Here is a 10,787-nt window from a genome sequence, read left to right as displayed (position 1 = left end):
CCCGGGCGGAATGCTCCCCGGTTGAGCTAGACACAGATGGGGCTATCCTGCCGAGGCAGGAGGAGGAGGCCCCATGGGCGAGTGTTCTCGAAAGGCCGTTGGTCGCCGCGTGTTCAAGCCGGAGTTCAAACGGACGGTCGTCCAGCAGGTCTGTGACAAGGCAGACCCCGGGGGAAGACCCTCGGGCGAGGCGGGCTGTGGCATCGGCTCCTGGGGTGGCCGTGTCTGAGTATGGCAGATTATGTCACCGGGCTGAGGGCCCCGAGGGGGGCGACCGCCGCCAGAGGGGGCTAATGTTGCCTACGCTCTCCGGGGGAGGCCCCTGTCCCACCCGCCGTAGACGACGCGCTAGTTGGCAGACAGGGCGTCGAGGGACTGCAAGGTCGCGAGCCGGCGGTAGATCCCGTCCTCGCGCGCCATCAGCTCCTCGTGAGTGCCGATCTCCGCGAGTTTCCCGTTATGGACGACCACCACGCGGTCGGCATGCTTCACCGTCGCCAGGCGGTGGGCGATGACCATCACCGTGCGGTTCTTCATCAGCTCTCCCAACGCCTGCTGCACCAGGAACTCGCTTTCGGCGTCGAGGTCGGAGGTCGCCTCGTCCAGGATGAGGATGGGCGGGTCCTTGAGGAAGGCGCGGGCGATGGCGAGGCGCTGGCGCTGCCCGCCGGAGAGCTTGACGCCACGCTCGCCCACGGGCGTCGCGTATCCCTCGGGAAGCGCGGCGACGAATTCGTGGGCCTGCGCCATCCGCGCGGCGTGCTCGATGTCGGCCTGCGTGGCGCCGGGTCGGCCGTAGCCGATGTTGTACCCGATGGTGTCGGCGAAGAGAAAGGTCTCCTGCGTGACGATGCCCATGAGGGCCCGCAGCGAGGCGACGGAGACGTCGCGGATGTCTCGTCCGTCGATCACGAGGCGGCCGGCCTGGACGTCATGGAAGCGAGGCACGAGATCCATGAGCGTCGTCTTGCCGGCTCCGGACATGCCGACGAAGGCGACCATCTCGCCCTTGCGCACGGTCAGCGAGATGTCGCTGAGCGTGTCCTCCTCGGCCTCGGGGTAGCGGAAGGAAACCCCCTCGAAGACGAGGCTGTCGTGGAAGTCCCGGAGCAGCGAAGCCCCCGGCCGGTCGGCGATGGTCGGGGGCGTGTCGAGGATCTCGAAGACGCGCTCGACCGAGGAGCGCGACTGCTGGACGGTGTTCATCATGCGGCCCAGCTGGCGCACGGGGCCGTAGAGCAGGATGACGGCGGCGGTGAAGGAAAAGAACTCGCCCGGGGTCAGCGCCCCGCTGATGACGCGGTAGCCGCCGTACCAGATCGCGCCCATGATGCCCAGCGCCCCCAGGATCTCCATGAGGGGCTCGGCCAGCTCGTCCACTCGGTGGTCCTTGAGCGCGAGCCTGAGGAGGCGCTCGTTGACGCCGTCGAAGCGATCCTGCTGGAGCCGCTCGCGGCCGAAGGCCTTGACGATCTTGTTGCCGGTGAAGGCTTCCTGCAGCACGATGTTCAGCTCGCTGATCTTCTCCTGCGAGCGCTTGCTGATCTTGTAGAGCTTGCGGCCGATGGCGCGGAAGAGCGCGCCGACGGCGGGGAAGATGACGACGGCGATCAGCGCCAGCACCCACTCGCGCAGGAACATGACGGTCAGCAGGGCGATGATCGTCCCGATTTGCCGGATGCCCATGACGAGCACCGTCGAAGACAGCCGCGCCAGGCGGTTGACGTCGTTGACGACGCGGGTCATCAGCTCCGCCGAGTGGATCTGCGCATAGAAGGACAGCGACATGCCCTGGATATGCCTGTATAGCTCCCGCCGGATGCCGGCGATCACGCGCTCGCCGACGGCTGCCATCAGGTAGGACTGCCAGTAGCGGCCGATGCCCTTGACGATGTAGGTGCCTAGGAGCACCAGCGGGAGGACCTTCAGCATGAAGAGGTCCCGCTTGACGAAGATGTCGTCGAGCGCCGGCTTGACGAGCCAGGCGATGAAGCCCTCGCAGGAGGAGACGACGAGGGCCATGCAGCCGCCCACGATGAGCAAGGGCAGGTAGGGCCGGAGATATGGCCACAGCCTCAGCATCAGGCGATACGTGGGTCTCGCGGCCATTAGGCTGGGCGCTTGGCTGCGAGCAGGCGGCGGTAGAGCGCCTCGGTGCGATCGATCTTTGCGGTCACCGAGAACTCCTCCTCGACGCGCTTGCGTCCCATGCGCGCCATCGCGGTGGCCCGGCCGGGGTCCTCGATCATGCGCATGATACAGCGCGCGAGGGCGTCCCGGTCCCGGGGAGGGAAGAGGTACCCGGTCTCGCCGTCGGTGATGAGCTCGGGGTTGCCCTCGAGTTCGGTGCCGATGACGGCGGTCTCCACTGCCAGCGCCTCCCGGAGCGTGCCCGTGATGCCGAGCCCAGCGTAGGAGGCGTCCACGCAGACGTTGCTCGCGGCGAGGATCTCCGGGATGTCGTCTCGGTAGAGGAGGACGTGTATCCGATCGGTCAGGCCCCGGGCCGCGGCCTTCTCGCGGAGGATCTTGGCCTTGGCCTCGTTGGCGCCCACGAAGAGGAGCCGCGCCTGGGGCGCCTGCGCCGCCACGGTCTTCATGGCGTCCATCGTATCGTCGTTGCCCTTCCAGCTCCGGATGCCGATCTGGGTGATGAGGTAGTGCTCGGGCCCGAGGCCCAACTCGCGGCGGACGCGCGTCCCGTCCACGCCAGGGTGGAAGCGGGCCGTGTCGGTGCCTGAATAGACGACGTGGATCTTGTCAGCCCGAACGCCCTGCGAGACGAGCCCGCGCTTGATGGACTGAGAGACTGCGACGATGGCCGTCACGCGCTTCGTCGTGTAGCCGAGCCTGCTGAACGCGTCGATCGGGAAGCTCACGCCGCGGTTGAGGATGAGCACCGGGATCTTCGTGAAGAGGCCCGCCATCATCGCCAGCGTCCGCGCCTTGCCCTTCTGGGCATGGACGACCTGGATGCGGTGCTGGCGGAGGATGCGCACGAGCGGCGGCACGGACCTGACGTCGGCCTCGGAGCGCATGGGCACCGAATGGTATGGCAGCCCGGCGTCGGCGCACTTCTCGACCCAGCCCTCGCCGGGCCGCGTCGCCACGACCACGTGATGGCCGCGGTCCTTCAAGCCGCGCGCCAGCTCGAGCAGCTGGACGGCGGCGCCCGTGAAGTAGTCGCTCTTTGGATAGAGCTGGAGGATCCTGAGCGGCTCGCTCACTTCGTGAAAAAGCCCCGCACCGCGGCCGCGACCTCGTCGATCTCCGACTCCTTGTGGCCCGCCGAGATGGGCAGGGTCAGGATCTCCTTGACGAGGCGCTCCGTGTGCTCGAGCGGGCCCGGCTGGAGGTACTCGACGGCGGGCTGCCTGTGGCAGGGCACGGGGTAGTGGATGCCCGTGGCGATGCCCTTGTCCTTGAGGAAGGCCGCCAGCTGGTCCCGCTGGGGCGTGCGCACGACGTAGAGGTGGTAGACGTGGCGCGCGCCCGGCGTCTCGGTCGGGAGCACGAGCGGCAGGCCCGCGAGCGCCGCGTTGTAGCGGCTGGCGAGCTTGCGCCGGTGATCGTTCATGGCGTCGAGCCGGCGCAGGAGGACGCGCCCCACGGCTGCCTGGATGTCGTTGAAGCGCAGATTGAAGCCGATTTCTGCGTGGATGTCCTTGCTCGGCCTGCCGTGGTCACGGAGCCGCCGGCAGCGCGCGGCGACTTCGTCGTCCTCCGTGACGAGCAGGCCGCCGTCGCCCATCACGGTCAGGTTCTTCGACGGGTAAAACGAGAACGCGCCGGCGCGGCCGAAGGACCCGACCTTCTTGCCCTGCCACGCGGCTCCGTGGGCCTGGGCGCAGTCCTCCAGCAGCCAGAGCTTGTGCTTGGCGCAGAGCTCCTGGATCCCGGGAAGGTTGGCGGGGTGGCCGTAAAGGTGCACGGGGATGAACCCGACCGTGCGAGGCGTCACCTTCGCGGCGGCATCCTTGACGTCCACCGTGTAGGTGTCGTCGACGTCCACGAAGACCGGGGTTACGCCGGCGAAGCAGATGGCCTCGATGGTCGGGAATGCCGTGTGCGCCGGGACGAGGATCTCGTCGCCCGCCTTGGCGTTGAAGGCCTTGATGAGCATCCAGAGCGCGGACGTGGCGCTGGTCGTGAGCACGGCGTGCTTGGCGCCGTTGTAGGCGGCGAATTCCTTCTCGAACGCCGTGCACTGCGGGCCCAGGATGTACTGGCCCGACTCGACAGCCGCGATGACCGCCTTCTTGATCTCGTCGTCCACCGGCGGACGTGACAGGGGAATCGGCATCGCGGACTCCTCCTCAGGTGTGGATGCGGCAGTACTTGCCGCGGTAGTACAGCAGCGGTTCGAGGTCGGCGTCGCCGCGAGAGTCCGCGGCCTCGACGCGGCCCACGAAGATCGTGTGGTCGCCGGCGGGATAGGCATGGACGGTCTCGCACTCGAGCTCGGCCAGTGAATCCTTGAGCACGGGCAGCCCGAGCGCGCTCTGACGGAAGTCGACACCCTCGAACTTCTCCGAGGGGTGCACGGCGGGCTTGGTGGCGAAGCGCGTGGACACGGCCTCGTGGTGGCCGGCCAGGATGTTGACGGCGAAGCGGCTCGCGGCTGCGAGCGCCGGGTAGCTGTGCGCGTCGTGGGCCACGCAGACCAGGATGAGCGGCGGGGCGAGGGACACCGACGTGAAGGCGCTGGCGGTGAGGCCGGCGGGGCGGCCTTGGGGATCCATCGTGGTGATGACGGTCACGCCCGAGCAGAAGTGACCAAGGACACGGCGGAACTCATCGGGTGAAATCACCTGTCTTTTGTAGCAGTTTCGCGCCGATTTTTCAACTTCTTTGCGGGGTTGGAGCGCACTCGGGCGCGCTCTTCCTTGACGTGCGCGAGTGGAGGACCCTATACTCCAGCGAGACGCATCGATCGCAGTCTCAGGAGACGACAACCCCCATGGCAGAGACACCCAGGCCCGGCCCCCAGGCGGCCCCGCTCATCCCCGACGTCAAGCACACGGTCGCCGTGTCGTCCGGAAAGGGCGGGGTGGGCAAGTCCACCGTCGCCGTCAACCTGGCCCTGGCGCTCAAGGGGCAAGGGCACTCGGTCGGCCTCGTGGACGTCGACGTCTACGGCCCCGACGTGCCGATCATGATGGGCACCAAGGGCAAGCCCGGGATGTTCGAGAACAAGATCATCCCCGTCGAGGCGCACGGCATCAAGATCATGTCTATCGGCCTCCTCGTCGACGAGCGCGAGGCGCTGGTCTGGCGCGGGCCCATGATCCACTCGGCCGTCCAGCAGTTCCTGCGCGACGTCATGTGGGGCCCGCTCGACTTCCTCGTCTTCGACATGCCGCCGGGCACGGGTGACGCCCAGCTCTCGCTCTCCCAGGTTGTCCCGCTGGGCGGCGTCGTGATGGTGACGACGCCCCAGGACGTGGCGCTGCTCGACGTCCGCAAGGCGCTCGCCATGTTCCGCAAGCTCAACGTGCCCATCCTCGGGCTCGTCGAGAACATGAGCTGCTTCATCGCGCCCGACACCGGCGCCAAGTACGCCATCTTCGGGGAGGGCGGCGGCGCCAAGGTCGCCGAGGAGTTCGGCGTGCCGCTCCTGGCGAGCATCCCGCTCGAGATCGACACGCGCAAGGGCGGCGACGCGGGTGTCCCCATCGTGGTGGGCCAGCCCGCCTCGGCCCAGGCCGCGGCCTTCCTGGCGCTGGCCGATGCCGTCGCCGCGCGCCTCGAGGCGGTCTCGGCGCTCAAGATGCCGACCATCGGCTGAGCCGGCGTCCGCGATGGCCCAGGTCTTCGTCCCGATCCTTCCGCTGCCGGACCTGGCCTTTTTCCCTCACACGCTGCTGCCGCTGCACGTCTTCGAGGCGCGCTACCGCGCCATGGTCACGGACTGCCTCGCGCGGGACCTCCGGATGGCCGTGGTCGCGCTCAAGCCGGGCTACGAGTCGGCCTACGACGGCAGGCCCGCCGTGCACCAGATCGCGGGAGTCGGCCGCATCGTCCAGTGCGAGCGCCTCGCGTCCGGGCGCTTCAACATCCTGCTCAAGGGCGAGACGCGCATCCGCATCGACCGCGAGCTGCCGGCCGATACGCTCTACCGGCTGGTCGCGGGAACGAAGCTCGGCGAGACCGGCGCGGAGGCCGACGGCGTGGGCACTCTCGCGGCCCGCGTCACCGGCAGGTGCCTGGGCATCTTGCGCGCGGTCAAGCGGCCCACGGCCGGGATGGAGGAATCGCTTGCCGGCGCTCCGCCGGGAGCGGTGTGCGACCGGATCGCCTCAGCCGTCATCCCCGAGGCGGACGTGAGACAGGCGCTGCTCGAAGAGCTGGACGTGAAGCGGCGGCTCTCGCGGCTGGCGGAGGCCCTCGACGACCTCTACATTCAGTTGACCGGTGACCGGTGATGAAGGGCTTCGTGATGCTGGCGCTGCTGCTGCTTGCGCCGATGGCGGCGGCCGATCCGGCGCGGGCGGCCTGGGGATGGCTCGGCGTGCGCATCCGGGACCTGTCGGAGCAGGAGATGGAGGAGATCTCGCAGAAGTACGGGCTGCGAGAGGGGTTCGGCGTGTTCATCGTCGAGGTGATGAAGGAGACGCCCGCCGAGGCCTCGGGGCTCAAGAACGGCGACCTCGTCGTGGCGTTCCGCGACAGGCCGGTGGTCGACACACGGACGCTCCAGCGGCTCATCGCGTCGACCACGGACGGGGAGACGGTGCCGCTGACGGTGCTGCGGCGCGACGCCGGGCGCCGCGGTGTCACGGTGCGGGTCGGCCGAATGCCCGACACGGTCGCCGCGGACCGCATCGCCGCGGAGTTCGGCTTCCTCGTGCGGGATCCCGACGCGCAGGGCGAGGGGGCCGTCGCGCGTCTGTCGGAGGGCCCGCCCGCCGTGGGCGTCGTGGTGGCCCGGAGCTCCGCGGAGGCGGCGGGGCTCCAGGTGGGCGACGTGCTGGTCGAGGTCAATGGCCGCCCGGTACTGAGCCTGGCCGCCGCGCGCGAGGCGCTGCTGGCCGGGTCCCTCGAGCGGCCGCTGCCGCTCGTCGTCCGCCGGGATTCCGAGCGCGTGCCGCTCTTGCTCAAGACGCCGTCGCCGTCTCGGTAACTCACAATCAACGGAGGTGAACATGACGCTCAAAGGCAAGCGGGTCGCGATTCTGGCGGAGAACATGTACCAGGAGATGGAGTTGTGGGTGCCGTACTACCGCCTCAAGGAGGAAGGGGCCGAGGTCAAGGTGGTGGGCGCGGGCGGCGCCAAGTCCTACGCCTCCAAGGCCGGTTACCCGGTCAACGTGGACGTGCAGGCCGACCAGGTCAGCGCGGTCGAGTTCGACGCGGTCGTGATCCCGGGCGGCTACGCCCCCGACATGATGCGCCGCCACGAGAGCATGGTGAAGCTGGTGCGTGAGGCTTCGCAGCAGGGCAAGGTCGTGGCCGCCATCTGCCACGCCGGCTGGATGCTCGCGAGCGCCGGCGTGCTCAAAGGCAAGAAGGCGACCTCGTTCTTCGCCATCAAGGACGACATGGCGAATGCCGGCGCGACCTGGGTCGACCAGGAGGTGGTCGTCGACGGCAACCTCATCACCTCGCGCAAGCCCGACGACATCCCGGCCTTCTGCCGCGAGATCGTCAAGGCGCTGGGGAAAAGCGCCTAGGCCCGATATAATGCCGGGGAGATGATCGTCCTCGGCATCAACGAAACCCACTGCGCCACGGCGGCCGTCCTTCGGGACGGCCGCATCGTGGGCTGCGCCTCCGAAGAGCGCTTCACCCGCCTCAAGAACGACGCCGGCTACCCGCGCCTCGCCATCGATGCGCTCCTCAAGGAATGCGGCGTCCTTCCCGCCGAGATCGACGTCGTTGCCCTCTCGGGCGCCCGCGCCGCCTCGCGGGAGTGGCTCAACCGGGTGCTCCACGACGAGGCCTACGGTAAGGAGTACTACGGCGTCACCTGGCCGTCTCCGCGCCGGGCGCTCGAGAAGAAGATGCGGAAGTGGGGCGCGAAGTTCGGTCTCATCGACGCCTCGCGCGGCAAGTTCGGCATTTCGCAAGGCGAGCGGTTCGCCTTCGTTACCGAGCACCTCGGCGTCTCCAGGGATCGGATCGTCTGTCTCGACCACCACGCCTGTCACGCCGCCGCGGCCTACTACGGCTCGGGCTTCGAGGGCAGGGACGCGTTGGTCCTGACCAACGACAACTCCGGCGACGGTCTCTGCGCCACGGCGTCGACGGGCAAGTCCCTCGATCTCACCCGCCATGAAGCGACGCCCTCGTCCCCGGGCTCGCTCGGCGCCTTCTACTCCTTCGTGACGCTGGCGCTCGGGATGAAGTTCGGCGAGCACGAGTACAAGGTCATGGGCATGGCGCCCTACGCCGGGGAGAAGTACGCCAAGCGCGCCGAAGCCGCCCTGCGCGAGGTCTTCGACCTGGACGAAGGGAAGCCCGCGCGCTTCCGCTGGCTCAAGCCCGGGGAGCGCTACGCGCTCCTGCTCAAGGCCACGCTGGGACTGCGCTTCGACGCGGTCGCCGGCGGCGCCCAGCGCCTCCTCGAGGACACGCTCCTCCGCTGGACGCGCCTCATGCACCAGCGCTACGGCGGCAGGCGCCTCGCGCTGGGAGGCGGCGTGTTCATGAACGTGAAGGCGAACATGCTCATCGGCCAGGAGGACTGGGTCGAGGAGCTCTTCGCCTTCCCGTCCTGCGGCGACGAGTCGAACGCGATCGGCGCGGCGTATCTCGGGTACCTCGAGGAGTGCGCGCGGCGCGGCGTGGCGGGACGGGTCCAGCCCTTCGGCCCCGCGTACCTCGGCAACAGCGTCACGGACGAGGACGCCGAAGCGGTGATCCGCGAGCGCGACCTCGAGGGACGCTACAAGGTCGCCTTCCACGACCGGATCGAGGAGAAGATTGCCGACCTCCTGGTGTCGGACGGCGTGGTCGCGCGCTGCGCGGGCCGCATGGAGTTCGGCGCGCGGGCCCTCGGCAACCGCTCGATCCTCGCTAACCCTTCTGACTACCGGGTGGTGCCGCTCATCAACCGGATGATCAAGAACCGCGACTTCTGGATGCCCTTCGCGCCGACCATTCTCGCCGAGCGCGCGCCCGACTACCTCTTCAATCCGAAGCAGCACGCCTCACCCTACATGATGCTGGCCATGCCGACGCGCGCCGAGACCCGAGAGGCGCTCGTGGCCGCGATCCATCCTCAGGACGCCACCGCGCGGCCCCAGATTCTCGAGCGGTCGTGGAACCCCGAGTACCACGCGGTGATCAGCGAGTTCGAGCGCCGCACGGGCGTGGGCGCCGTGCTGAACACATCGTTCAACCTCCACGGCGAGCCGGTGGTGTGCAGCGCCGCGGACGCGGTGGACACCTTCGAGCGCTCCGGCCTGCCGCACGTGGCCGTGGGGCATTGGCTGATCTCCAAGAAGTAGTCGGGACTCGCCCGGGGCTCACGACCGTCGACGCCCCGTGCTTCCTCTGCGGCGAGGCCGCCGCGGATCCGCTCTGGACCACCGCCGACCGCGCCTTCGCCGTTCCCGGGATCTACACCGTCGCGCGCTGTCGTGGCTGCGGCTTCCTCTACCAGAAGCCGCGCGTCGCCGACGCCCATCTCGCCGACTGCTACCCCGACCACTACCCGCGGCACCAGGAGCCGTCGCCCCGGATTCCCTTCAAGGGCTCGCCCGGCCGCGTCAAGGCGGCGCGCTGGGCGCTCGCGAGCGCGCTCGGCTACGCGCAGCTCCGCGACGCTTCCGTTGGACTGCTGACGCGACTCCGCGGGCGCCGGATGGTGCGAAAGATCCGCTGGGACTGCCCGCCGTGGACGGGGCAGGGGCGCTACCTCGACGTGGGCTGCGGGTCGGGTGGCGCGCTCGGTGTCGCCCACGCGCTCGGCTGGAAGGTGGCGGGCATCGAGGTTGACGAGGCGGCCGCTGCGAAGGCCCGGCGCTTCACCGACGAGCTCCACGTGGGCGACGTGCTGACGGCGCCGTTCGCCTCGGGGCGCTTCGACGTGGTGACGGCCTTCCACGTCCTCGAGCACGTGCCTGATCCCGTCGCCGTGATCCGCCGCGCGCTCGGATGGCTGGCGCCCGGCGGGCTCTTGATCATCGAGGTGCCGAACGCCGGCGGCGCCGGCGCGGCGATCTTCGGTAGAGCGTGGTCGGGGCTCGAGCTGCCGCGCCACCTCTCGCATTTCTCGCCCGAGACGCTCGAGCGCGCGGTCGAACAGGCCGGCGGCCGCGTGGCGTGGTGCTGGCACGGCGCCAAGCCCCGCTACTACCTCTGGAGCCTCGGCTTCTGGCTCCGCGACCGCGGCTGGCCCGCCCTCGCCCGCCTCGCCGAGCGGCGCCCGGTCTACGGCGTGCTCAAGCTCTTCCTCGAGGTGACGCTCCCGCTCGTTCGGCTCGCCAAGCGGGGCGAAGTCATCCGCGTCGGGATCAGAGCCACGTAGACTCCGGCCCGTACGCTCATCAGTAGCCGCGCTTGCGGTCGACCTCGTAGCGGAGCGCGCGGCCGGCCAGGTAGCGGCGGAGGTTGTCGTTGAAGATGGGAGCGATCTCGCCCGGGGTGCTCGGCCCTGAGATGTGCGGCGTGATCACTACGTTGCCGAGCTCCCACAGCGGATGGCCCTGCGGCAGCGGCTCCTCGTCGAAAACGTCGAGCACCGCCCCGCCCAGCCGATGGCCCCGGAGGGCATCGAGGAGCGCCGCTTCGTCGACGACGGGCCCACGCGCGATGTTGATGAGCCAGGCCGAGGGTTTCAT

At 69.2% G+C, this 10,787-nt stretch carries 11 protein-coding genes; 6 read left to right on the top strand and 5 right to left on the bottom strand.

Annotated features, from left to right (window positions below; genetic code table 11):
* Positions 1–348: 348 nt before the first annotated feature.
* Genes VGV06_07905 through VGV06_07890 form a run of 4 tightly spaced genes read right to left on the bottom strand, consistent with a single transcriptional unit; the run spans position 349 to position 4,811 of the window.
* Positions 349–2,082: an ABC transporter ATP-binding protein gene (locus VGV06_07905; GenBank protein HEV2055082.1), complete on the bottom strand. Its 1,734-nt coding sequence runs from the start codon at positions 2,080–2,082 to the stop codon at positions 349–351.
* Between the two features lie 26 nt (positions 2,083–2,108).
* The gene (locus VGV06_07900) at positions 2,109–3,227 is read right to left on the bottom strand and encodes a glycosyltransferase family 4 protein (protein HEV2055081.1); all 1,119 of its coding nucleotides are present in this window, start codon (positions 3,225–3,227) and stop codon (positions 2,109–2,111) included.
* Entirely contained in the window at positions 3,224–4,303 is a 1,080-nt protein-coding gene (locus VGV06_07895; protein ID HEV2055080.1) for a DegT/DnrJ/EryC1/StrS family aminotransferase, read from the bottom strand. The genes VGV06_07900 and VGV06_07895 overlap by 4 nt, the downstream gene beginning before the upstream one ends.
* Positions 4,304–4,316: 13 nt before the next feature.
* Positions 4,317–4,811 (bottom strand): flavin reductase family protein, encoded by a 495-nt coding sequence (locus VGV06_07890; protein ID HEV2055079.1) that lies wholly within the window; start codon positions 4,809–4,811, stop codon positions 4,317–4,319.
* 149 nt (positions 4,812–4,960) lie between these two features.
* Between VGV06_07890 and VGV06_07885 the strand changes: the two genes are divergently transcribed.
* Genes VGV06_07885 through VGV06_07860 form a run of 6 tightly spaced genes read left to right on the top strand, consistent with a single transcriptional unit; the run spans position 4,961 to position 10,474 of the window.
* Positions 4,961–5,788 (top strand): Mrp/NBP35 family ATP-binding protein, encoded by an 828-nt coding sequence (locus VGV06_07885; protein HEV2055078.1) that lies wholly within the window; start codon positions 4,961–4,963, stop codon positions 5,786–5,788.
* A 13-nt stretch (positions 5,789–5,801) separates the two neighbouring features.
* A complete protein-coding gene (locus tag VGV06_07880) occupies positions 5,802–6,425 on the top strand; it encodes an LON peptidase substrate-binding domain-containing protein (protein ID HEV2055077.1) in 624 nt (207 codons plus the stop codon).
* Positions 6,425–7,123 (top strand): PDZ domain-containing protein, encoded by a 699-nt coding sequence (locus tag VGV06_07875; GenBank protein ID HEV2055076.1) that lies wholly within the window; start codon positions 6,425–6,427, stop codon positions 7,121–7,123. The genes VGV06_07880 and VGV06_07875 overlap by 1 nt, the downstream gene beginning before the upstream one ends.
* Before the next feature lie 22 nt (positions 7,124–7,145).
* Complete coding sequence (locus VGV06_07870; protein ID HEV2055075.1) at positions 7,146–7,673, top strand: type 1 glutamine amidotransferase domain-containing protein; 528 nt, start codon at positions 7,146–7,148, stop codon at positions 7,671–7,673.
* A 21-nt stretch (positions 7,674–7,694) separates the two neighbouring features.
* A complete protein-coding gene (locus VGV06_07865; protein HEV2055074.1) occupies positions 7,695–9,452 on the top strand; it encodes a carbamoyltransferase C-terminal domain-containing protein in 1,758 nt (585 codons plus the stop codon).
* The gene (locus VGV06_07860) at positions 9,431–10,474 is read left to right on the top strand and encodes a class I SAM-dependent methyltransferase (protein HEV2055073.1); all 1,044 of its coding nucleotides are present in this window, start codon (positions 9,431–9,433) and stop codon (positions 10,472–10,474) included. Before VGV06_07865 ends, VGV06_07860 begins: the two co-directional genes overlap by 22 nt.
* Before the next feature lie 19 nt (positions 10,475–10,493).
* Here the strand turns inward: VGV06_07860 and VGV06_07855 are convergent.
* The coding region (locus tag VGV06_07855) for an NAD(P)-dependent oxidoreductase (protein ID HEV2055072.1) at positions 10,494–10,787 on the bottom strand (294 nt) is incomplete at its 5' end.

This window comes from Candidatus Methylomirabilota bacterium (assembly GCA_035936835.1).
In the GTDB taxonomy this organism is placed as follows: Bacteria; Methylomirabilota; Methylomirabilia; order Rokubacteriales; family CSP1-6; genus AR37.
This window is presented reverse-complemented; position numbering and strand designations above follow the sequence as displayed.

What these genes read in the sequence shown, in the direction of transcription:
- VGV06_07905 (HEV2055082.1), bottom strand. Translation starts at nt 2,082, where the DNA reads ATGCTGAGGCTGTGGCCATATCTCCGGCCCTACCTGCCCTTGCTCATC.
- VGV06_07895 (HEV2055080.1), bottom strand. Translation starts at nt 4,303, where the DNA reads ATGCCGATTCCCCTGTCACGTCCGCCGGTGGACGACGAGATCAAGAAG.
- VGV06_07885 (HEV2055078.1), top strand. Translation starts at nt 4,961, where the DNA reads ATGGCAGAGACACCCAGGCCCGGCCCCCAGGCGGCCCCGCTCATCCCC.
- VGV06_07880 (HEV2055077.1), top strand. Translation starts at nt 5,802, where the DNA reads ATGGCCCAGGTCTTCGTCCCGATCCTTCCGCTGCCGGACCTGGCCTTT.
- VGV06_07875 (HEV2055076.1), top strand. Translation starts at nt 6,425, where the DNA reads ATGAAGGGCTTCGTGATGCTGGCGCTGCTGCTGCTTGCGCCGATGGCG.
- VGV06_07870 (HEV2055075.1), top strand. Translation starts at nt 7,146, where the DNA reads ATGACGCTCAAAGGCAAGCGGGTCGCGATTCTGGCGGAGAACATGTAC.
- VGV06_07865 (HEV2055074.1), top strand. Translation starts at nt 7,695, where the DNA reads ATGATCGTCCTCGGCATCAACGAAACCCACTGCGCCACGGCGGCCGTC.